Origin of the sequence: Hymenobacter endophyticus, from assembly GCF_032464715.1 — a bacterium.
GTDB lineage: Bacteria > Bacteroidota > Bacteroidia > Cytophagales > Hymenobacteraceae > Hymenobacter > Hymenobacter endophyticus.
Window position 1 is genome coordinate 79,307 of record NZ_JAWDJT010000001.1, and the last position, 21,915, is coordinate 101,221.

General features: G+C 60.3%; 18 protein-coding genes. 14 read left to right on the forward strand and 4 right to left on the reverse strand.

Annotation, left to right across the window (positions count from 1 at the left end):
* Positions 1–7: 7 nt before the first annotated feature.
* Together ROI90_RS00335 and ROI90_RS00340 are read left to right on the forward strand one after the other, a co-directional pair.
* Entirely contained in the window at positions 8–1,285 is a 1,278-nt protein-coding gene (locus ROI90_RS00335; protein ID WP_315996349.1) for an asparagine synthetase B, read from the forward strand.
* 138 nt (positions 1,286–1,423) lie between these two features.
* Positions 1,424–3,274, forward strand: coding sequence for a glycoside hydrolase family 2 protein (locus ROI90_RS00340; protein ID WP_315996350.1), 1,851 nt, complete (start codon positions 1,424–1,426; stop codon positions 3,272–3,274).
* A gap of 5 nt (positions 3,275–3,279) precedes the next feature.
* On the opposite strand, the gene ROI90_RS00345 is transcribed toward ROI90_RS00340, so the two are convergent.
* From ROI90_RS00345 to lpxK, 4 genes are all read right to left on the reverse strand, one after another.
* Entirely contained in the window at positions 3,280–3,762 is a 483-nt protein-coding gene (locus ROI90_RS00345; RefSeq protein WP_315996351.1) for a hypothetical protein, read from the reverse strand.
* Between the two features lie 96 nt (positions 3,763–3,858).
* Positions 3,859–4,455 carry a tRNA-(ms[2]io[6]A)-hydroxylase gene (miaE, locus tag ROI90_RS00350; protein WP_315996352.1) on the reverse strand — a complete coding sequence of 199 codons (597 nt, stop codon included), beginning with the start codon at positions 4,453–4,455 and terminating at the stop codon, positions 3,859–3,861.
* Positions 4,456–4,560: 105 nt separating this feature from the next.
* Positions 4,561–6,621, reverse strand: coding sequence for a putative porin (locus tag ROI90_RS00355; protein ID WP_315996353.1), 2,061 nt, complete (start codon positions 6,619–6,621; stop codon positions 4,561–4,563).
* On the reverse strand, positions 6,614–7,678 hold the full coding sequence (lpxK, locus tag ROI90_RS00360; protein ID WP_315996354.1) for a tetraacyldisaccharide 4'-kinase: 1,065 nt from the start codon (positions 7,676–7,678) through the stop codon (positions 6,614–6,616). The genes ROI90_RS00355 and lpxK overlap by 8 nt, the downstream gene beginning before the upstream one ends.
* Before the next feature lie 165 nt (positions 7,679–7,843).
* Between lpxK and ROI90_RS00365 the strand changes: the two genes are divergently transcribed.
* The 12 genes from ROI90_RS00365 to groL all read left to right on the forward strand — a co-directional run bounded on the left by ROI90_RS00365 (position 7,844) and on the right by groL (position 21,652).
* Entirely contained in the window at positions 7,844–8,521 is a 678-nt protein-coding gene (locus ROI90_RS00365; protein WP_315996355.1) for a uracil-DNA glycosylase family protein, read from the forward strand.
* 168 nt (positions 8,522–8,689) lie between these two features.
* Positions 8,690–9,790, forward strand: a complete 1,101-nt coding sequence (locus ROI90_RS00370; protein ID WP_315996356.1) for a Nif3-like dinuclear metal center hexameric protein — start codon at positions 8,690–8,692, stop codon at positions 9,788–9,790.
* Positions 9,780–10,532, forward strand: a complete 753-nt coding sequence (locus ROI90_RS00375) for a zinc ribbon domain-containing protein (protein ID WP_315996357.1) — start codon at positions 9,780–9,782, stop codon at positions 10,530–10,532. Before ROI90_RS00370 ends, ROI90_RS00375 begins: the two co-directional genes overlap by 11 nt.
* 60 nt (positions 10,533–10,592) lie before the next feature.
* Positions 10,593–12,080, forward strand: a complete 1,488-nt coding sequence (locus ROI90_RS00380; RefSeq protein WP_315996358.1) for a tetratricopeptide repeat protein — start codon at positions 10,593–10,595, stop codon at positions 12,078–12,080.
* A 58-nt stretch (positions 12,081–12,138) separates the two neighbouring features.
* The gene (pabB, locus tag ROI90_RS00385) at positions 12,139–13,413 is read left to right on the forward strand and encodes an aminodeoxychorismate synthase component I (protein WP_315996359.1); all 1,275 of its coding nucleotides are present in this window, start codon (positions 12,139–12,141) and stop codon (positions 13,411–13,413) included.
* Positions 13,414–13,732: 319 nt separating this feature from the next.
* A complete protein-coding gene (gene miaB, locus ROI90_RS00390; protein WP_315996360.1) occupies positions 13,733–15,193 on the forward strand; it encodes a tRNA (N6-isopentenyl adenosine(37)-C2)-methylthiotransferase MiaB in 1,461 nt (486 codons plus the stop codon).
* Between the two features lie 452 nt (positions 15,194–15,645).
* Entirely contained in the window at positions 15,646–16,968 is a 1,323-nt protein-coding gene (locus ROI90_RS00395) for a sigma-54 interaction domain-containing protein (protein ID WP_315996361.1), read from the forward strand.
* A complete protein-coding gene (locus tag ROI90_RS00400) occupies positions 16,949–17,482 on the forward strand; it encodes an LptE family protein (RefSeq protein ID WP_315996362.1) in 534 nt (177 codons plus the stop codon). Before ROI90_RS00395 ends, ROI90_RS00400 begins: the two co-directional genes overlap by 20 nt.
* Positions 17,483–17,628: 146 nt before the next feature.
* Positions 17,629–18,972 (forward strand): hypothetical protein, encoded by a 1,344-nt coding sequence (locus ROI90_RS00405; RefSeq protein ID WP_315996363.1) that lies wholly within the window; start codon positions 17,629–17,631, stop codon positions 18,970–18,972.
* The gene (secG, locus tag ROI90_RS00410) at positions 18,973–19,380 is read left to right on the forward strand and encodes a preprotein translocase subunit SecG (RefSeq protein ID WP_315996364.1); all 408 of its coding nucleotides are present in this window, start codon (positions 18,973–18,975) and stop codon (positions 19,378–19,380) included.
* 292 nt (positions 19,381–19,672) lie between these two features.
* Entirely contained in the window at positions 19,673–19,963 is a 291-nt protein-coding gene (groES, locus tag ROI90_RS00415) for a co-chaperone GroES (RefSeq protein WP_315996365.1), read from the forward strand.
* Positions 19,964–20,011: 48 nt separating this feature from the next.
* Positions 20,012–21,652: a chaperonin GroEL gene (gene groL, locus ROI90_RS00420; RefSeq protein ID WP_315996366.1), complete on the forward strand. Its 1,641-nt coding sequence runs from the start codon at positions 20,012–20,014 to the stop codon at positions 21,650–21,652.
* Positions 21,653–21,915 lie beyond the last annotated feature (263 nt).

The following is a 21,915-nucleotide window of genomic DNA, read 5'->3' on the forward strand; positions in this document are numbered from 1 at the left end:
TTTACGCATGATTTTTCCTCGCCTTCTTACGCTGCTGCTGGTGCTGGCCGCCGGCCTGGCCCGGCCCCTGGCGGGTTGGGCCAACCACATCCTCATCCCGATGGATAACACCCAGAAGGAGCACCTGAAAGCCTACGGCGCGGCCTATTGGCTGCTGGGCAAACAGGTAGAGGTGGATTGGCTGCTCAACTACCGGGGCGGGGCCTTTGCCTGCGACGTGGTGGCGGGGGCCGAAAACGAGCTGGCGGTGCGAGGCGTCAGCTACCAGGTGATTTCCGAGGCCCAGTACACCGGCATCCTCTCCGAAATAGCCGACCCCAACGCCAACATGGACGTGATGAAGCTGGAGAAGGTGCCCAAAATTGCGGTGTACACGCCCAAGGGCAAGCAGCCCTGGGACGATGCCGTGACCATGGTGCTGGCCTACGCCGAAATTCCCTACACCCAGATTTACGACGACGAAGTGCTGCGCGGCGACCTGCCCAAGTACGACTGGCTGCACCTGCACCACGAGGACTTCACGGGCCAGTACGGAAAGTTCTACGCCAATTACCGCAGCCGCCCCTGGTACCAGCAGCAGCAGCGCGACGCTGAAGCCGCCGCCAAGCGCAACGGCTTTGCCAAAGTCAGCCAGATGAAGGGGGCCGTGACGGTGAAAATGCAGGAATTCATTGCCGGCGGAGGCTTTTTGTTTGCCATGTGCTCGGCCACCGACTCCTACGATATTGCCCTGGCCGGCTTGGGCCTGGATATGGTGGAGAGCATGTACGACGGCGACCCGGCCGACCAGCAGGCCCAAGCCAAGCTCAACTTCAACCGCACGCTGGCCTTCCAGAACTTCCAGCTGCGCATGAACCCCTACGAGTACGAGTACAGCAACATCGACATGGATCCGCGCGAACGGGGCGTGTACGAAGACAACGACTTTTTCCAGCTGTTCAACTTCTCGGCCAAGTACGACCCCGTGCCCACCATGCTCACCCAGAACCACGAGCGCACCGTGAAGGGCTTCATGGGCCAGACTACGGCCTTCCGCAAGCCCCTGATCAAGCCCGATGTGGTGGTGATGGGCGAAAACAAGGCCTCCGGCGAAGTGCGCTACATGCACGGAACCCTGGGCAAAGGCACCTGGACGTTTTACGGCGGCCACGACCCCGAGGACTACCAGCACATGGTGGAGGAAGAGCCCACCGACCTGGCCCTGCACCCCAACTCCCCCGGCTACCGCCTGATTCTCAACAACATTCTGTTTCCAGCGGCCAAAAAGAAGAAGCAGAAAACCTAAGCCCGGCGCCGGTACGCACGTTGCCGGCCCGTCCCTGGCCCTGCACAAATCCTGTGCGGGGCCGGGGTTTTTATTGTCGGCCGAGCATCCGTAAAGGTCTGGGGTACGTTGTTTATAGTGTACCTCCGCCTTATAGCTATGTCTGCTCCCACCAGTTCCAACTACGGTTTCTCCACCAACCAGCATGATATCCGGACGGCCAACCCTTTGCCCCGGGCCGTACTGCGCACCAATAACTACCTGCTGCTGGACGGGGAATGGAATTTTGCCCTGGACACGGAGGATGTGGGCCTACGCGACCTGTGGTACCTTTCGCATACTTACCATAGCCAAGCCAGCTGGCCAGGCTCGGTAGAGGCGCACCTGCAGTTGGCCCAGCCCGATGCACCAAGCTGGCGTGATAAGGTAGTAGTATGGTACGAGCGGCAGTTTGCCCTGCCCGAACGGGCCGAAGACGATACCCACTCTCTGTTCCAGCTCACTTTCGGGGCTTGCGGCTACGAAACCCGAGTATGGCTCAACGGCTTTCAGCTCTCCACTATTGAGGGCGAGGACGTGCACTACGGGGAGTACACCTCCTTCTCCTTTGAGTTGCGCGAGGAGCACCTGCGGCCCGTCAACCGCCTCACCGTGCGTATTGTGGATACCATGGATGCCGAAACGCCCCGGGGCAAGCAGGAGTCGCACGTGTACAAGCGGGGCGGCATCTGGTACCAGACCTACACCGGCGCCGTGCGTAGCGTGTGGCTGGAAATGGTGGAGCGTAACCGTCTCCGTTCCCGGGTGGGCGTCGACAGCGTGATTGAAGACCGAATGGTGCGCTTCAACCTCACCACCCGCATCCATAACCCCGGCGCTTATACCATTCGCCTCCAGGTATTTGACCCTACTGCCACCGACGGCCAGCCCCTGGCCACCGCCGACTTTCCCTTGCGCCTGGAGGTTGGGCAGCGTCAGCAGCGCGTGGTTATGGAACTGGCCGGGGCGCGCCTTTGGGCCCCAGGTGCTCCTAATTTGTACCGGCTGGTAGCTCAGCTGCTTGATGAAGAAGGCTACTCTGCCCAAATCGAGACGCACTTCGGGCTGCGCAAAATAGAATCCAGGGGCACCTATGTATACCTCAACAACAAGCCCACGTACCTGGATGGCATTCTGTATCAGCCGGGTACGGCCACGTATGAGGAAATGCACCGCCACATGCACGCCATGCAGGCCCTGGGCTGCAACCTGGTGCGCGTGCACATTGCCGGCGTCGACCCGCGCATTTACAACCTGGCCGATGAGTTGGGCTTAATGTTGTGGGTGGAAGTACCCAGCCCGCACTCCAGCACGCCCCGCAGCCGGGAAAACCACCGCGCCGAGTTGCTCCGGATGCTGGCCCTGATTGAGTCGCACCCCTCCGTGGTTATCTGGAGCCTGTACAATGAGGACTGGGGCGCCCAGGATATTGCTACCAACTCCGAAACCCGCCGCTACATTGTGGAGATGTACCACTATTTGCACATCAACTACCCCCAGTTTTTGGTGGTGGATAACGACGGGTGGCAGCATATTTCCCAGGAAGGGCGCCTGAAATCCGATTTACTGACGGCTCACATCTACACCCCAGAGGTGGCCCGCTGGGCTGAGGTGCTGGACCACATGGTGCAGGGCGACTTAAATAACGTGGCCGTACTGCCCCTGGTAATTGGTGACCCGTTCTTTTATGGTCGCCAGAAGCCCTTGGTTGTTAGTGAGTGGGGCGGCTTTGGCTTTGCTGACTACGGTGGGCCGCAGAGCGCCGGGGAGCGTGCCGACCGAATCCGCCAGTTCAAGCAGGAGTTGCGCAAGCGCCCCATAGCCGGTGATGTGTACACCCAAGCTACCAACATTGAGGATGAGCGCAACGGATTACTGGACCCACACACTGGTGAGCTTTCGGTGCCTGCTGGCTTACTCGCCTCCCACGCGCCACAGCCCAACACCTCGGCACCTGAGACTACCGTCTAGCCTACCTACTTTGGCAAGCGAATGATCTTTTGCACTGTAGCGGGCAGGTCTGCTGTTTTTTCCGGATCAATGGGCAGGGTGATGTCCAGCAGTACGGGCTGGCCTTTGGCATTGCCGTATACTATCAGCTGATAAGCCATGCCGCCAGCCTCCGTAGGATAGCTCAGGCGGACTCCCTGCGCCGGCGGCCCATCCAGAATAACGCACTCGAAGGGTTGCTTCTCGGTGCCCTTGTGCTTTTTCTCCGCCTGCTTGATAAACTGCGCCGGGTATGTTTTCATGAGGCTGAAATCCAGGTACATCCAGGTTAGCTGGTAATTACCGCAGGCCATTTGGTACTTGGATTCGGAAGTGCAGCCGCTTTCCAGAGGCAATTCAACCCCGCAAAAATTCAGCGTGACCGGAGCCACCTCGGCCGGGGCCTGGGCCCAGCAGGTGCCGAATGCGCTGAGCCAGAAGGCAACAAGTAGTAGTACAGGTAGTTTCATAGATAGTGGAAATGGGCAGCAACGACCAAACTATGAAATTGCGCGGACATACCGCTTAACATCTACAAAACACTATGTTAATCTTGCCCTCTTATGTTAGTGCATTCGGTCGTCCCGCACGGGTAGATTAGTCACAATTTCTCCTTCAATCTTGAGTAGCTCCTGCAGGCGCTTATCTACCTCCTCAGGGCTGCAGTACTCCTTGGCCAAATCCACGTAGCTTACAAAGTGGCCGGCTTCTGAGGCCATCAGCTCGTAGTAAAACTGACTGAGCTCGGGGTCTGGAATATGCTTCCACAACAGCTTGAATCTTTCACAGCTACGGGCCTCTATCAGAGCGCTTACCAGCAGCTGATCCATGAGCTGCCGCTCCCGGGCCCCGCCCTTGCGCACATGGCTCATGAGCTGTACCACGTACTCGTCGCGGCGGGGGCGGCCCAGCTCGTGGCCTCGCTTGCGCAGCTCCTGCAATACCCGCGCAAAATGCTCCCACTCCTCGGCTACCAGGGCCGTAAGCTCCTCCACCAAGCGGGTTTTTTCCGGGTATTTCACAATCAGAGAAATACCGGTGCTGGCCGCCTTCTGCTCGCAATAAGCATGGTCTACCAGAATATCCTCGATGTTTTTGCTGGCAATATCCACCCACCGGGGGTCGGTGTTGAGCTTCAGCTTCAGAATGGTTTTCTCTTTCATGGAAGCAAGGGTGAAGTGGTGAAGGGTAAAGTTGTGAAGTAGTGTGGAACAACTAGTATTTCGCCTCACGCTGCTTCACAACTTCACCCTTCACAATTTCACAAATTAGTTAAAGAACTGCCAGCGGATGCCGAACTGGAAGCGCCGGGGCAGGGCCGCGTAGTAGGGCGTGGCAAAGTAGCCCGACTGGGGTAGAAACTGGTTGATGTAGGCCATCTTCAGGAAAATGCCCACCGTGCGAATATCCGCGCTCAGAAAAGCATCCACCACGGGCGTGTTGCGCAGCGTGAAGTGGTCCTGCACGTAAAACTGCTGGGTGCTGGGGCTATAGTCGTAGGCTTTCCAGCGCGACTGGAAGTACGTTTGCAGCCCTAACTGGCCCAGCAAGGCTTTCTTGAACAGGTAGCCCTGGTAATACACCCGCGACTCACCCACTAAGGCCGGAATCCGCAGGCCGGGGTTGTCCTCGTCCGCGCCTACGGTATAGGTAGCCTGGTTATCGGCCACAAATTTGCCCCAGGTGAGGCGGTAGCGGGCCATTATCGTGGTCAGCTGCCGGGCTGAGCTCAGCTGCTGGGGGGAGCCGAACTGCCCGTTGGCGGCGTTGGCCGTATAGTATACTAGGTTCTGGATGTTGGCCACGGTGCCCATGGCCTCCAGGTAGTGAATGCCGAGTTGCCGGGCCGCCCGCACGCGCACCTGCTGTACCTGCGTGTTCTCGAAGGGGTCGGTGCTTTCCTGGGTGTGGTCCCAGCTGTAGTGGTTGCCCTCGAAGCGCAGCTGCGTGAGTGTAGGCGAGTAGCTGGTCAGCAACACCTCCCCGCTGAGCGGCCCCAGCCGAGCGTTGCCGCGCAGCCAGTATTCCGTGCTGCCCAGCTCTGAGAATTTGGCCGTGGGGCGCACCTCCCCCGAGGTTTCAACGGCGAACTGCCGGTACTGGAACGAGGCCGCGCCGCCCACGAACAGTTGGGTGGTATCCACGGGTTGCAGGCGCTTGAGGGCCGGCTGCGCGGGCTGGTCGGAGCGGCTCCAGGTTTCCAGGCCCGCGTTGCGCAGGCGGGCGTACAGGCGGTACTCCACGGCGCGGGTATTGCCCATGAACCCCGCCGTATTTTCCAGCTGCCGGAACTCGGCCCGGTCGTCCGTCAGCACGGTGCTGCGCCGGATGAGGGGGTAGAAGTTTGCTACGCCGTTGACGCTCACCGGGGCCTCATCAATGTACTTGTTGAATTGGCGGCGGTAGTCGATAACGTGGTAGGCCGTGAGGCCCCGGCCCAGCAGGCGGTAGGTATGGGCCAGCCGCAGCTCGTCCCGGTCCTCATAATTAGTGGCCTTGGTGAGGTTAACTACTTCCTCTTGATAATCAAATAGCTGCGGGAGAATAACATTTCCTTCCTCATCGAAGTCAGTAGGAGCATTAGGGTTGTTTGTTACTCGTTGGGGCTGGATACCGCCCTGCTCCACGGCGCGGTGACGGGCCGTGTTGATGTTGGCCATGGCGTGGTAGCGGCCCTCGGGCGAGTCGTAGCGCACGAAGAACAGGAAATTACTGTGCTCTACCTGCCCGGTTTTGGTGTTGGTAACCGCCACTGCCTTGTTAGCCCCGAACCGCTCGTAGGCGAAACCAGCGTTGAAGTGCTTTTTGAGGCTGCGGGCGTACGAAAGCTCAAAGATCTGCTCGTAGGGGTTGCCCTGGTGAAAGCGGAAGAAGGTATAGGGCGAGCGGGTATCGTAATACGGAATGTCGGCACCGTTGCGGGCGTATTTATCGAACACGTTGCGCCCAAGCCGTACGCCCAGCTCCAGGTTAGGCTCCCAAAGCAAGCGGCGCGAGGCCGTCCCGAAGTTGCCCAGATCCTGCTGAAACGTGGTATCGTGGGCCCAGTAGCGCTGCTGGGGCAGGCGCGTGAGGGTGGTGTCAATAACCTGGCCCAGGGTATCCTCGCGCAGCAAATCCCGCTCCTTCAGGATAAAGGTGGTGTGCGCCCCGTAGCGCACTTTCGTGGAGTCATCCAGCACCTGGGCCTGGCTTAGGCCGGGCAGCAGGCCTGCGCCCAGCAGCGCGGCGGCGGGCCATACCCGGCGCAGGCGGCAGCGCACCGGCCAGCCAACGGATAAAGAAAGCGGCGCAGCAGAAGGCAACGAAGTCAGCAGGGAATCAGACAACAGCGTGGGGCGGAAAGTAGGGAGTAAGCAGGGCCGCCAGCCGGACCGCACCATCGGCCAGGAAGCGCACTTCAATTGGGATGTAAAATACGGGCAATTTAGCCACACTTGCAGCCAAAGCGGGCTCCAGCAGGCGGGCGGCATCTTTCTGGGTGGTCAGAACGCACTGGCCCGGCCGTAATTGCGCGGCCAGCCGACTGATTTCCTCCGCGGAGAAGGCATGGTGGTCGGTAAACCGGGCGTGGTGCTGAATTAGGTAGCCGGCCCCCATCAAATATTGCCGCAGGGGCTCGGGCTGGGCAATGCCGGTCAGCAGCAGCACCTCCGGCCCCGGCTGCCCCGTGGCGCTGGTACCCGGCACCGGCACCGGAGCGCCGTAGTCGTAGCAGGAAAACAGCACCGGCACCTCGGGCCGGGTGTAGCGCCGCACGCGCCGGGTAATCTGCGCCTGTTCCTGCGGGCTCAGCTGGGGCGGGCATTTGGTGATGACCACCGCATCGGCCCGGGCAGCCCCGGCGCGGCTTTCCCGCAAGCGGCCGGCGGGCAGCACAAAGTCTTCATAAAATGGCCGCTGATGCTCCGTGAGCAGGATATTGAAGGCGGGCTGCACGCGGCGGTGCTGGTAGGCATCATCCAGCACCACAGCCGTTAGGGCGGGTTGCTCCCGCAGCAGCTGCCGGATGCCGGCCACCCGGTTTTCGCTCACGGCCACTGCCACCTGCCCCCGGAAGTGCTGAAACTGCTGCAAGGGCTCGTCGCCGATGGTCAGGGCCGTGTCGGTGGGCCGGGCGAGGCGGTAACCCCGGGTGCGGCGGCCGTAGCCCCGGCTCAGCAAAGCCGGCCGCTGCCCCTGCGCCAGCAGCCACTGCACCAGCCAGGCTACGTGGGGCGTTTTGCCGGTACCGCCTACCCGCAGGTTCCCCACGCTCAGCACCGGCACCTCGGCAAACGCCACACTCTGCTTCAAACCTTTATCGTACAACCAGTTACGACCGGCCATTACGGCCGCGTACAGCCAGCTCAGCGGCAGCAGCAGATAGGAGTACCAACGGGGCATAAGTAGGCAGCGGCGTAACGGAGGCGCAAAAGTAGCGGGTTCGGCGTGGGTGATGCGCAGGAAAGCATATTTTTTGGAGCCTACTGCCCTACCTGCTGTACCACCGCTGGAGCCGCTTTTCCGCGCGCGGCTGCGTATGCCTCCTTTTCCACCCTTGCACGTGCCATGTCCTTTGCCAACCGCCTGCTTCGCTTTTTGACTGAATTCCCGTTACCGCCGGCCCTGCCCGAGGGCGTGGAGGCGTTCAGCCCCTACCAGGAGCCGGGGCCGCGGGAGCTGCTTACGCAGTTTGCCCAGCGGTACTACACCGGCGAGCAGCCCCGCATAGCGCTGCTGGGCATCAACCCCGGCCGCCTGGGCAACGGCCGCACCGGCGTGGCCTTCACCGACCCGGCGGCGCTGGCGGCCTGGGGCATCCCCAACGATTTGCCCCGCCGTCGGGAGCCCTCCAGCGAGTTTGTGCAGGCCGTGGTAGGGGCGCTGGGCGGACCAGCGGCGTTTTATCAGCGGTTTTTCCTGGGCTCCCTCTACCCGCTGGTGCTGCTGAAAGACGGCCGCAACTATAATTTCTACGACTCCCCGGCCGTCACGGAGGCGCTGTGGCCCGGCATCCGGGAGGCCGTGCGGCGGCAGGTGACGGAGGTGGGGCTGGCCCGGCACGCGGCCGTGTGCCTGGGCCGCCGCAACGGACTATACTTCCAGCGCCTGAACGAGGAACTACAGCTCTTCGACCAGCTCCACATTCTCGACCATCCACGGTTCCTGATGCAGTACAAGCGCAAAGATTTAGCTGAAAACGTGGCCCGCTACGTGGAGGTGCTGCAACAGGTGGGGGGAATGTGAAAATGGGGCCTGATGTGAAAAATGTGGCCCACCCTGACAGACACTACTGCTCCACAAATAGCTGATGTTGCCCCACTAAGGTCCATATCATTCGAAGCCACGCGGCCCGTTCTGTTCATATTTCTCACATTTGCCACATTCCACACATTCCCCACATTTCTACTACCCATGCCCAAGCTACTTGACCTGATGCGCGTGCTGGAGCAGGCCGCTCCCCTGTCCTACCAGGAAAGCTACGACAACGCCGGCCTGCAGTGCGGCGACCCGCAGATGGAAGTGCGCGGCGTGCTCATTGCCCTCGACTGCACCCCGGCCGTGGTGGAAGAGGCCCGGCGGCGGGGCTGCAACGTGGTAGTGGCCCATCACCCGCTCATCTTCAAACCCCTCAAACGCCTCACCGGGGCCAACGAGGTGGAGCAGACCCTCCTGCTGGCCATTCGCCACGATATAGCCCTGTACGCCGCCCACACCAACCTCGATAACGTAGCGCACGGCGTAAACCGCAAGCTGGCCGATAAGCTGGGCCTGCGGAACCTGCGCATCCTCGACCCCAAGCCCGGCCTGCTGGCCAAGCTTATCACCTACGTGCCCGCCACCCACACCGAGGCCGTGCTGGCGGCGCTGTACGCCGCCGGAGCCGGCCAGATCGGGCAGTATTCCGGGTGCAGCTTCCGCTCCGAGGGCACGTTTACCTTCACGCCCGGCCCCGGGGCCAAGCCCTTCAGCGGGCAGCCCGGCCAGCCCCACACCGGTCCCGAGGACCGCGTGGAGGTGCTGCTGCCCTTGCATCTGGAACAGGCGGCCTTGCGGGCGCTGCGCCAGGCTCATCCCTACGAGGAAGTGGCCTACGAGCTAATCAAGCTGGAAAACACCCACCAGGAAGTGGGTTCCGGCGTGGTGGGCGAGCTGCCCGAGCCCCTCGCCCCCGCCGAATTCCGGCAGCGGCTGCGCGCGGCCCTGGGCGTGCCCGTGGTCAAGCACACGGAGTTTGAGCAGCCCATCAAAACCGTGGCCCTGTGCGGGGGCGCGGGCAGCTTCCTGATTGGTAAAGCCCGCGCCGCCGGGGCCCAGGCCTACGTAACCGGCGACCTGAAATACCACGAATATTTCCTATCCGAAGGCCGTTTGATGCTCTGCGACGTAGGCCACTTTGAGAGCGAGCAGTTCACCGGCGAAATCTTCCGGGATTTGCTTATGGGCAACTTTGGAAGTACTTTTGCGCTCTTCATTGCAGAGACCCTCACCAACCCTGTCCGTTATGATTTCTAATCCGTCCGCGGAAACCCCCGTTGCCAGTAAGCTCGAAGCTCTCCTGAACCTGCAGCGCATCGACTCGCAGCTCGACGAAATCCGGCGTGTGCGTGGCGACTTGCCCGAAGAAGTGCAGGACCTGGAGGACGAAATTGCGGGCTACGAGGTACGTGTCAGCAAGTTCGACGAGGAAATTTCCGGCCTCAACGACCAGATCAAGCAGCGCAAGCAGAACGGCAAGGACGCCGACGGCCTGATTAAGCGCTACGAAGACCAGCAAACCAACGTCCGCAACAACCGCGAGTACGAGGCCATTGCCAAGGAAATTGAGTTGCAGAAGCTGGAAATTCAGATTTCCGAGAAGAAGATCAAAGAAGCTCAGTACCAGATTGAGCTGAAAAACAACGAAATCAGCGGCACCAAGCAGCGCCTCGAAGAGCGGAAGAAAGACCTCGACAACAAGAAGTCGGAGCTGGAAACCATCGTAGGGGAAAGCGAGTCGGATGAGAAGAAGCTCATGGACGAGCGCGCCGAAGCCGTGAAGCCCGTGGAAGACCGTCTGCTGATGGCCTACACCCGCATCCGGGGCAACGTGCGCAACGGCCTGGCTGTGGTAACGGTAAAGCGCGACGCCTGCGGCGGCTGCTTCAACACCGTACCGCCCCAGCGCCAGGCCGATATCATCGCCCACAAGAAAATCATCGTGTGTGAGCACTGCGGCCGCGTACTGGCCGATGTGGAAGCCCGCATCGTTGCCTAGGTTGTACTGATGCCAATAGAGAAGAACGGCCTTTTATCGGGGCCGTTCTTTTTTTGTCCGATGGTTTTTCTCCCGAGCATTCACGGTGGGTTTCGCAGGAGGGTGCAGTGGCTGTTCCGGCTGTTGCTGCTGGTAGCTGCGCGCCCCGCTGCTTTGCACGGTGAGGCGCTGGCCCTCACCCCCGCTCAGGCCAAAGCCTACGCCGAGGTGCTGAACCTGCGGCCGGCCCGCGCCCATCTTACCGGCACCGATGCGGGTGCATTGCTGGTGCAGGACTGCCTGAGCATCACGGAGCTGCTGGTCAGCCAGGATGCTGGCCGCTACGAGGCCACGGTAGCCGCCCAGGATGCCCGCCTGAAGCTGCTGGAACAGCAGCCGGCCGGCCCGTTGCAGGCGTACACCGCCGCCGAAATCAGGCTGCACCAGGCGGCGGCGCAGGTGGTATTTGGCCACGAGGTGCAGGGAGCCTGGAGTTTGCGCCAGAGCTACCTGGCCATGCAGCAGGCGGTGCGCCGCTACCCGCAGTTTCTGCCGGCCCGCAAAACGCTGGGCATGCTGCAATTCTTCATCGGGTCGTTGCCGGAGTCGTACCGCTGGTTTCTGAAGCTGCTGGGGCTGCCGGGCTCCGTGGAGGCGGGCCTGCACAACCTGCACCTGGCCGCCACGCAGCCCCACGACTTTCAGCTGGAGTCGCGCCTGATTCTGGCCCTGCTGGAGGAAACCTACTACAAGAAGCCCGAGGCGGCCCTGACCCTGATGCAGACGCTGCAACGCCAGCAGCCCCAGAACCTGCTGCTGAGCTACCTGCTCATGAGTCAGCTCAAAAAGCAGCACCGCACCGATGCCGCCCTGGCCGCCTACCGCGCCCGCCCCACCGGCCCCGACTACCTGCCGCTGCCCTACCTGCACCACATGGCCGCCGATTTGCTGCTCTACCAGGGCCAGTACGCGGCCTCCCAGCGCGAAAACCTGCAGTTTTTGCAGCAGTACCAGGGTCAGCATTACCGCAAGGATGCCTACTTCAAGCTCTATCTGGCCGCCTGGCTGAGCGGGGCGGCGCCGGCCGCCGGGCAATACCGCCGCCGCATTGGCAGCGGGGGCCGCACGGTGCTGGAAGAGGATACCTACGCCCAACGCTTTCTGGAGGATAAGCAGCCCCTCAACGCCCAGCTCACCCGCGCCCGCCTCCAGATTGACGGGGGCTACTACCGGGAAGCATTGACTACCCTCGATGCGTTTCAGACCACGGCCGCCACGCCCCTGCGCGACCGGCTGGAGGAGCCCTACCGCCGCGCCCGGGCCCTGCACCTGCTGGGCCGCCCCGATTCGGCCCGGCCGTTGTATGCCCGCACTATTGCCCTGGCAGGCAGCGCGCCCTACTACTTCGCCCCGCAGTCGGCCCTGCAGCTCGGGTATTTGTACCAGTTGGACGGGCAGAAAGCCACCGCCCGCGCGTACTTTCAGAAAGCGTTGAGCTACTCCCGCCACGAGTACAAGAACAGCACCGATACCAAGGCCAAGCTGGCGCTGAAGGAGTTAGGCGAGTAAGCGCCTTACCGCCGGTTTCCGGCCCGGGGCCGCGTACCTTTGCCTCGTATCTGCCGCCATGCTTACTGTTCCCCTTTCCGAGTTACCCGCCGATTTTCGGGCCCGCGCCCTGCGTTGGGCCGCGCAGTTTCCGCATTGCGCCTATTTCGAACCGAACGGCTTACAATACCCAAACGGCCCTTTCGACCACCTGCTGGGTGTAGCCACTGATGTGCCTGACGCGCCCCGTACTTTGGAGGAGCTGCGCCAGTGGCTGGCCCACTCCGCTTCGGCGGCCCCGTGCTTTGGCTTTCTGAGCTACGAGGTCAAGAACGAAATCGAAGACCTGCACAGCCACAACGCCTCCGGCCTTGGCTGGCCGCAGCTGCACTTTTTCCGGCCCCAAACCTGGCTGCGCTGGCAAACCGACGCGGTAGAAATCCACGGCCAAACTGAACTGGTTCTGGCGGCCATTCTGGCAACGGAAATACCGGCTACCACACCTTTACAGGTACCGGCCCTCACGCCTCGTATGCCCAAGGCCGATTACCTGACAGCCGTGGAAGCCGTGCGGGAGGATATCCTGAACGGGGAGGTATACGAGCTGAATCTGTGCCAGGAATTTTACGTCGACGGCGTCAGCCGGGACCCCGTAGACGTGTTTCTGCGGCTGAACGAGGCCTCGCCGGCTCCGTTTGCCGGCTTCGTGCGTTACCATCACCATTTTTTGCTGTGCGCGTCGCCGGAACGGTTTCTGGCCCACCGCACCCCGGTTATCGTTTCCCAGCCCATCAAGGGCACCATTCGGCGCGGGGCTACGCCCGCCGAGGATGAGCAACAACGGGCCACGCTGCTGCACGACGAAAAGGAGCGGGCCGAAAACCTGATGATTGCGGACCTGGTGCGCAATGATCTGGCCCGCGTGGCCCGCACCGGCACCGTGCAGGTACCCGAACTGTTCGGCCTCTACCCTTTCCGCCACGTCTGGCAGATGATTTCAACGGTTACCGCCCAGCTGCGGCCGGAGGTGGATCTGGTGGACGTGCTGCGGGCTACTTTCCCGATGGGCTCCATGACCGGCGCGCCCAAAATTCGGGCTATGCAGCTCATTGAGCACTATGAGCGCACCCGCCGGGGCCTGTACAGCGGCAGCATCGGCTACGTGTGGCCCAACGGCGACTTCGAGTTCAACGTGGTCATCCGCAGCCTGCAATACCGCCAGGATACCGGCTACCTCAGCTTCCAGGTCGGCTCAGCCATCACCTACGACTCGGTGCCGGAGCGCGAGTACGAGGAGTGCCTGCTCAAGGCCCGCGCCATACTGGAAGTGCTGGGGGCTGCGGTGAAGGAATAAACTGTCATTGCGAGCAGAGCGAAGCACCCGAAGGACAGCGCAGCTAATCCTTCCTGCTTACCAAGCCAAACCCTGAAGCCGTAGGAAGCCCCCCCCCGACGTTTAGTAGTGGCGTTAATAACTTTTGAGCAGGTCAACGTTTCGCGCGCCGAATAGGAAGGATTAGCTGCGCTGTCCTTCGGGTGCTTCGCTCTGCTCGCAATGACCACTCACCATTTCACCACTTCACCGTTCTGCCATTCTGTCATTTTCAGACGAAAAGGCCTACCTTTGCCGTTCTCTGAATTGTGAAGCTGCTGCCTGCTGAAGGCCTTTTCCCATGTCGCAACCGCTCCTGACCCTCGATTTTCTCGATACACCTACCCTGCCCACGGCCGCCGTGGATGCCGCTACCCACGCCCACGAGCCTTCGGGCCAGGTGCGCGTGCAGGCCGCTACCCGCACGGGCAAAAGCCGCAAGCTCTACATCGAAAGCTACGGCTGCCAGATGAACTTCTCCGACTCGGAAATCGTATCGAGCATCCTGTTTGAGCAGGGCTTTGACACGACGGACCAGCTGGAAGGCGCCGACCTAGTGCTGCTCAACACCTGCTCCATCCGCGAAAAGGCTGAGCAGACGGTGCGCATGCGCCTGTCGCAGATCAACAGCCACAAGAAGCGCAACCCCGGCCTGCTGGTGGGCGTGCTGGGCTGCATGGCGGAGCGCCTGAAAAGCAAGTTTCTGGAGGAAGAAAAGCTGGTGGACCTGGTGGTGGGCCCCGACGCCTACCGCGACCTGCCCCAGCTGATTCAGCAGGTAGATGGCGGCCAGAAGGCCGTAAACGTGCTGCTGAGCCGGGAGGAAACCTACGCCGACATCACGCCGGTACGCCTGAACAGCAACGGCATCACGGCCTTCATCAGCATCATGCGGGGCTGCGACAATATGTGCTCCTTCTGCGTGGTTCCCTTCACCCGGGGCCGGGAGCGAAGCCGCGACGCCCACAGCATCGTGCAGGAAGCCCGCGACCTGGTAGCCGCTGGCTACAAGGAGGTTACCCTGCTGGGCCAGAACGTAGACAGCTACAAGTGGGCCTCGGAAGATGGCACCGAAGCAGTGAACTTTGCCCAGCTACTGGAGCGGGTGGCTCTGGTGAACCCGCTGCTGCGGGTGCGCTTCTCCACTTCCCATCCCAAGGACATCACCGACGAGGTGCTGCACACGATGGCCAGCTACGACAACATCTGCAAGTACATTCACCTGCCCGCCCAGAGCGGCAACTCCCGGGTATTGGCCTTGATGAACCGTACCTACGACCGGCCCTGGTATGAGGAGCGGGTGCGCGCCATCCGCCGCATTATGGGCGAGGACTGCGCCATCAGCACCGATATGATTGCTGGTTTCTGCTCCGAAACCGAGGAGGAACACCAGGATACCCTGAGCCTCATCGACTTCGTGCAGTATGATATGGGCTACAACTTCTTCTACTCCGAGCGTCCCGGCACCCTGGCCGCCCGCAAGCTGGCCGATGATATTCCGCTGGAGGTGAAAAAGCGCCGCCTGCAGGAAGTCATTGACCGTCAGCAGCTACATGCCCGGGCCCGTTACGCCCGCATGGTGGGTCGCGTGCATCAGGTGTTGGTAGAAGGCCGCTCTAAACGCTCGGAGGAGCAGCTCAGTGGCCGCAACAGCCAGAACCAAGTGGTCATCTTCCCCCGTGGCACCGCCCAGAAAGGCGACTACGTTAACGTGCTGGTTACCAGCACCACCGGCGCCGCGCTGATTGGAGAAATTGTATAGTTATTTGTCATTCCGCATGCACAAAGAAAGACCTTGTTAGGCTTGAACAATACTCGCCCGTTAATTCAAGGAACTTCTTTATGCATTCAAGATGAAAGCAAACAGCCACTGAAGAGAAGCAGTTAAATCCATTTTAAACGGACTATGACCTCTATACAGCCCGAAATTGGCCTATTAATTTGGCAATTGATTCAGTTACTCTTATTAATGGGCGGCGGATTTGTTGCTTTTCTGGTTATCCGATTACTATGGCGAATGAATTTTCCAAAGAAATAGAGCGCACTCAACGAAAGCACAGCTTCTGCATTCCTTTTGCGCTAAACATTGCGTCCCCTGCGGGAACCGGCAGCTGAACGGCCTAGCCGTGAAAAAGCCCTTTCCCCGTTCAGAATAGCAGTGTACAATATTCCGCCCGCCATTTCGTCTTTCCCACGAAAAACCACCAACCCGATTTGACACCTTCCGAAATACAATCAATCAAACAGCGCTTTGGCATCATCGGGAATGCGCCCACGCTGAACTACGCTATTCAGGTGGCGGCGCAGGTGGCCCCGACGGACATGACGGTGCTGATTACGGGCGAGAGTGGTTCCGGTAAGGAGTCGTTTTCCAAGATTATTCATGCCCTCTCGCCCCGCAAGCACGGGCAGTTCATTGCCATCAACTGCGGGGCTATTCCCGAGGGCACCATCGACTCGGAACTGTTTGGGCACGAGAAAGGCTCGTTTACGGGAGCCCAAGAAGCCCGCAAGGGCTACTTCGAGGTCACCAACGGCGGCACCATCTTCCTGGATGAAATCGGGGAAATGCCCCTGGGCACCCAGGCCCGTTTGCTGCGCGTGCTGGAAAACGGCGAGTTTATTCGCGTCGGCTCCAGCAAGGTGCAGAAGACCGATGTGCGCGTGGTGGCCGCTACCAACGTGAATCTGCTGGATGCCGTGCGCGAAGGCCGCTTCCGCGAAGACCTATATTACCGTCTCAACACGGTACCCATTACGGTTCCACCGCTGCGTGAACGAGGCGATGATATCTATCTACTGTTCAGAAAGTTTGCCACCGACTTTTCTGACCGTTACCGGGTGAAGCCCATCAGCCTCACCAGTGATGCCGTGCAGGAACTGCAGCGCTTCCGCTTCCCCGGCAACATCCGCCAGCTCAAAAACGTGGCCGAGCAGATATCGGTACTGGAAACCGACCGGGAAATCGACTCCCGCGGCCTGCGCCGCTACCTGCCCCAGGAGCAAACCTCCCAGTTGCCTATGCTGGTCAGTGCTGCCGGCGGGGCCACCGACGGAGCCGGCAACGCCTACTCCGAGCGGGACCTGCTCTACAAGGTGCTGTTTGACATGCGCCGCGACATGACCGACCTCAAAAAGCTGGTACTGGACCTGGCTGGCGGGCAGCGCCCCCACGAGGCCCAGGAGCTGCTGCGTCAGAACAGCCACCTATTCAGCAACGTGCAGGTGTCGCCCTACGACGGCCCGGCCGCCCGCCCGCTGCGCTCCGACGCAGGCTCCTCAGATTTTATCCTGAACCCGCGCGACCTGGCCGTGGAGGACGCCACCGACTACGAGGACGAAGACGTGCAGCGCGTGGAGGACATTTCGCACGAAACGGAGGAGGAAACCCTGAGCCTGGAGGCCAAGGAGAAGGAAATGATTATCAAAGCCCTGAAAAAGCACAACAACAAGCGCAAATACGCCGCGCATGATTTGGGCATTTCCGAGCGCACCTTATACCGCAAGCTCAAGCAATATGATCTGGAACAAGCGTAACTGGGCTTTCGGGCTGTGTTTATTATTGCTGCTGCCTCTGCTCAGTGGCTGCGGCATCTACTCCTTCAGCGGCACCAACATCGACCCTACGGTCAAGACCATCTCCATTGCCACCTTCGCCAACAACGCCAACAACGGCCCCTCGTTTCTGTCGCCGCGGTTTACGGAGGATTTCAAGGATTATTTTCAGCGCAATACCTCGCTGAAACTGGTACCCCGGGACGGTGATTTACAGTTTGAGGGGCAGATTATTGCCTACGACTTCGCGCCGGCGGCTATTCAGCAAACCAACGGCCAGGACCAGGCCGGGGCCAACCAGCTCACCATTCAGGTGCGGGTGAAATTCACCAATACCAAGGACCCTAAGCAGGACTTCGAGCAGACGCTGCAAACTACCCGGCCCTTTCCCGCCAGCCAAGACATTACCAGTATTAATAACGACCCCACGGCCCTACGGGAGCTGTTCCGTAACCTCATTACCGATGCTTTCAACAAATCAGTAGCCAACTGGTAGCCTGAGCACTGCCCAGGTTTAATGCCTAAATTGGCGTATTGTTGCGGCCCTGCCCCCATTTTCGGTGGTTCTGGCTTCCTTCCTCTTTTCGCCCCGCAGCTGCCTTATCCCCTTGTGAATGAGTGCACTGCCCTAGTCTTTACCGAATGACCCGCGCGTCGCTCTTGCACATTCTGGACCATGTTAATGGAATTTCGGACGTCGAAATCCGGGAGCTGGAGCAGTTGGCGGCTGCTTTTCCGTACTGCCAAACGGCGCATGTGCTGCTAGCTAAAGCCGCCCACGACCGGGGCAGCATGCTGGCGGGCCAGCGCCTACGCCGGGCCGCTACCTACGCCGCCGACCGGGACCTGCTGCGGCAGTTACTGGAGTCAACGGCCACGGTTGCCCCGCTCACTGCTGAGCAACCCGTTGCGCCCCCCGTAGCACCTGAGCCGGCTCTGTCTGCTCCAGTTGATGAGGTGCCCGCTCCGAACCAAGACCCAACGGACGTTCTCGAAATACTCCCAGCCGATTCGGAAGTGGAGGCTTCGGCACTTGCGCCGGCAACAACGGAAGGGCTTCAACCGGCGGCAGAAGCAACGGAAGCCCTATTTTTAGTTGCGCTACCTTCTGAACCTGCCACCCCCGAAATTACGCCGGAGGTAGCTGTACATACTTTCCTGCTTCCGGAGCTAACCGCTACCACGCCAGAACCTGCTTCTTCAGAGCCGGAAAGTGAGTTGCCAGCAGCAGCCGAAGCTGAGAGTGCGCCCCTGGAAGCCGAAGATACCAGTGCATCTTCTCCTGTAGTGGAGTTGCCCGATGCGACGGCAGAAGATGCAGTGGCCAGCCCCAGTGCTGCGCCTGATGATCAGCTGCCGGCCGTAGCGCCACCCATTCGGCCGCCGGCTGATGCGGGCATTTCCCGCTTCGAGTTTGGCTTGAGCCGGCCCGAGCTGCCGGCTCCCACTGCCTACCAGCTGCCCGGGCTTGAGGAAGAAGAGGACGAGTTGCCCACGCTGAGCACCTTGCCTGCCCCTCCGGTGCCCATGGTAACAGCCCCCTTCCGCGCCGATGCCGACTTGGGCTATGCACTGGGAGCCGGCAGCCGCTTGGGCTACGACTTGCAGGCCCATGACGGCTACACGCTGGACTTGCCCCTGGATGCTTTTTTCGAGCCCGACGCCCTGCTGCTGGCCCATTTGAAAGCGCATAAACCGAAGCCGGCAGCCTCCTCCTTCGATTTGATTAACCGTTTCCTGAAGGCGCAGCCGCGCATTAAAACTCCCACGGGTGTGCCTCTGCCCGCCGATGAACAACCTGATCTGTCTGTGCGCAGCATCAACACGGCCCCGGCAATAGCTTCTGAAAGTCTGGCCAAAATCATGGTGCGCCAGGGCAAAAAGGATAAGGCCATTGAAATATATGAGCGCCTGATGGAACGCCAGCCCGAAAAAAAGGCGTATTTTGCCGAGCAAATCCAACAACTGCAACAACCTTCGGAGTAGATGTACTACGTTCTTATTGCCCTGATTCTTCTTGTGTGCTTCCTGCTGGCCGTAGTGGTGCTGGCGCAAAACCCTAAAGGCGGCGGAATTTCCAGCCAGTTTGGTGCCGGCGGCGCCGCCCAGCTCATGGGCGTTAAACGCACCGGCGACCTGCTTGAAAAACTGACCTGGGGCTTCGCCATCGGGCTGATGATTTTGAGCCTGGGCACCCACGTCATTGAAGAAGTCCCCGCTAACGGTCCGGTGCGTAGCATCAACCAGCAGAAAGCCCTGGAATCCCGCCCGGCCCCCACGCCCGGCGCTCCGGTACCTGCTGCCCCTGGCGCTACGGCTCCCAGCGCGGCCCCAACTACTGCACCGGCTGCAGCCCCCGCACAACCAACTCCGGCTCCGGCTACTGGCAACTAATTCAACTGGCTTGCTACCCATTCTTAACCGGTGGTTCCTTTTCCAAGGAGTCACCGGTTTTTGTTTGAGCTCATAGCTCAGCCGGATTATGCACGAACTTCTGCAGTTTGGGGGCGTACAGGGACGGGCCTGCCGACTATTTTCCCTGCCAAGTCTGCCACCCGTTTGCGGGTAGTAGCTGCCAAAGCTCCCGCGGGCGTTCATTCTGTCAGGTTTTGCGGGGCTGGCACAGGAAGTGTAGCAGGCCAGGCACCACTCGTTTTAAGTAAACCTTTCAACCAAAACGTACAATATGTCGCTTAGCATCAAACCGCTGGCTGACCGCGTAATTATCGCGCCTGCCGCCGCCGAGGAAAAAACCAAATCGGGCATCATCATCCCCGACACGGCCAAAGAAAAGCCCCAGCGTGGCGAAGTAGTAGCCGTAGGTGAAGGCAAAGTGGCCGATAATGGCACTACCCTCAAGCCCCAGGTAAGCGTGGGCGACCAGGTGCTCTACGGCAAGTACGCCGGCACCGAAATCACCATTGATGGTCAGGACTACCTCATCATGAAGGAGTCGGACATTTTTGCCGTACTGTAAGGGCTTCTTTCTCTCATTCCTCTCTGATTCCAAACATCCGAATAACTGATGGCTAAGAACATCCAATTCGATACCGAAGGCCGCGACAAACTGAAGCGTGGCGTTGATAAACTGGCTAACGCTGTGAAGGTAACCCTGGGCCCCAAAGGCCGCAACGTGGTTATCGACAAGAAATTCGGTGCCCCCAGCATCACCAAAGACGGTGTAACGGTGGCCAAGGAAATTGAGCTGAGCGACCCAGTGGAAAACATGGGTGCCCAGCTGGTGAAGGAAGTAGCCAGCAAAACCGCCGACCAGGCCGGTGACGGCACCACCACGGCTACCGTACTGGCCCAGGCCATCTATGCGGCCGGCTCCAAGAACGTAGCTGCCGGTGCCAACCCCATGGATCTGAAGCGCGGCATCGACAAGGCGGTGGTAGCCGTGGTTGCCAACCTGAAAGCCCAGTCCAAGAAAATCGAAAACTCCTCGGAAATTGCCCAGGTAGGCGCAATTTCGGCCAACAACGACATGGAAATCGGCAAAATGATTGCCGACGCCATGGACAAGGTTGGTAAAGAAGGCGTGATTACCGTGGAAGAAGCCCGTGGTACCGAAACCGAAGTAAAAACGGTGGAAGGCATGCAGTTCGACCGTGGCTACCTCTCCCCCTACTTCGTGACCAACCCGGAGAAGATGGAGGCCGAGTTCGACAACCCTTACATCCTCATCTACGACAAGAAGGTGAGCACCATGAAGGAGTTGCTGCCCGTGCTGGAGCAGGTTGTTCAGACCGGCAAGCCCCTGGTTATCATCTCGGAAGATGTGGACGGCGAAGCCCTGGCCACGCTGGTAGTAAACAAGCTGCGCGGCTCCCTCAAAATTGCCGCCGTAAAGGCTCCCGGCTTCGGCGACCGTCGCAAGGCCATGCTGGAAGACATTGCCGTGCTGACCGGCGGAACGGTTATTTCGGAGGAGCGCGGCTACAAGCTGGATTCGGCTACGCTGGAGTATCTCGGTCAGGCTGAGAAAGTTATCATCGACAAAGACAACACGACCATCGTGAATGGCCGTGGCGACAAAGACGGTATTACCGGCCGCGTAAACGAAATCAAGTCGCAAATCGGCACCACTACTTCCGACTACGACAAGGAGAAACTGCAGGAGCGTCTGGCCAAGCTGTCGGGCGGGGTGGCTATCCTCTACATCGGTGCTTCCACGGAGGTAGAGATGAAGGAGAAGAAGGACCGCGTAGATGATGCCCTGCACGCTACCCGCGCCGCCGTTGAGGAAGGCGTGGTACCCGGCGGTGGCGTGGCCTTGGTGCGCGCCCTGGACGCGCTGGAAGCTGTTGACACCCTGAACGGCGACGAGCGCACCGGCGTGAACATCATCCGCACGGCCATCGAAGCTCCCCTGCGCACCATCGTAGCCAACGCCGGTGGCGAAGGCTCGGTAGTGGTACAGAAGGTGCGCGAAGGTTCCGGCGACTACGGCTACAACGCCCGCGAGGACCGCTACGAAAACCTGATGGCCGCTGGCATCCTCGACCCCACCAAAGTAACGCGTCTGGCCCTGGAAAATGCCGCTTCGATTGCCGGCCTGCTCCTGACCACCGAGTGCGTGATTTCGGATGAGCCCGAAGATGACAAAGGTGGTGCCGGTGCCGGCGCTGCTGGTGGCATGGGCGGCATGGGTGGCATGATGTAATCATCGACCATCAGCTGCTGGCTTTTAGCCGTTAGCGTATTGAAAAGCCCCGCTGGACTTTGGTCCGGCGGGGCTTTTTCTTTTGCTGAGCAACTGGCCGTTTATTTTTTGCGGATGAGTTGGTTGCTGAATCCGATAAGGCCCAGCAAAAGGACTCCAATACCAGCAGTGACCCATTTGGCAGCCGTGTGTGTAGTTGTGGCAGAGGTTGCGGCGCGTTACCACCGAAAAGCACGGATTATAGTGTGTTTCGTATTGCATAC

Bases quoted from the DNA above. Each gene is read 5' to 3' on its own strand.
- ROI90_RS00405 (WP_315996363.1), top strand. From the start codon at position 17,629: ATGACCCGCGCGTCGCTCTTGCACATTCTGGACCATGTTAATGGAATT.
- ROI90_RS00365 (WP_315996355.1), top strand. From the start codon at position 7,844: ATGTCCTTTGCCAACCGCCTGCTTCGCTTTTTGACTGAATTCCCGTTA.
- miaE (WP_315996352.1), bottom strand. From the start codon at position 4,455: ATGAAAGAGAAAACCATTCTGAAGCTGAAGCTCAACACCGACCCCCGG.
- groES (WP_315996365.1), top strand. From the start codon at position 19,673: ATGTCGCTTAGCATCAAACCGCTGGCTGACCGCGTAATTATCGCGCCT.
- lpxK (WP_315996354.1), bottom strand. From the start codon at position 7,678: ATGCCCCGTTGGTACTCCTATCTGCTGCTGCCGCTGAGCTGGCTGTAC.
- ROI90_RS00370 (WP_315996356.1), top strand. From the start codon at position 8,690: ATGCCCAAGCTACTTGACCTGATGCGCGTGCTGGAGCAGGCCGCTCCC.
- ROI90_RS00375 (WP_315996357.1), top strand. From the start codon at position 9,780: ATGATTTCTAATCCGTCCGCGGAAACCCCCGTTGCCAGTAAGCTCGAA.
- groL (WP_315996366.1), top strand. From the start codon at position 20,012: ATGGCTAAGAACATCCAATTCGATACCGAAGGCCGCGACAAACTGAAG.
- pabB (WP_315996359.1), top strand. From the start codon at position 12,139: ATGCTTACTGTTCCCCTTTCCGAGTTACCCGCCGATTTTCGGGCCCGC.
- miaB (WP_315996360.1), top strand. From the start codon at position 13,733: ATGTCGCAACCGCTCCTGACCCTCGATTTTCTCGATACACCTACCCTG.
- ROI90_RS00345 (WP_315996351.1), bottom strand. From the start codon at position 3,762: ATGAAACTACCTGTACTACTACTTGTTGCCTTCTGGCTCAGCGCATTC.
- ROI90_RS00335 (WP_315996349.1), top strand. From the start codon at position 8: ATGATTTTTCCTCGCCTTCTTACGCTGCTGCTGGTGCTGGCCGCCGGC.
- ROI90_RS00400 (WP_315996362.1), top strand. From the start codon at position 16,949: ATGATCTGGAACAAGCGTAACTGGGCTTTCGGGCTGTGTTTATTATTG.
- ROI90_RS00380 (WP_315996358.1), top strand. From the start codon at position 10,593: ATGGTTTTTCTCCCGAGCATTCACGGTGGGTTTCGCAGGAGGGTGCAG.
- ROI90_RS00340 (WP_315996350.1), top strand. From the start codon at position 1,424: ATGTCTGCTCCCACCAGTTCCAACTACGGTTTCTCCACCAACCAGCAT.
- secG (WP_315996364.1), top strand. From the start codon at position 18,973: ATGTACTACGTTCTTATTGCCCTGATTCTTCTTGTGTGCTTCCTGCTG.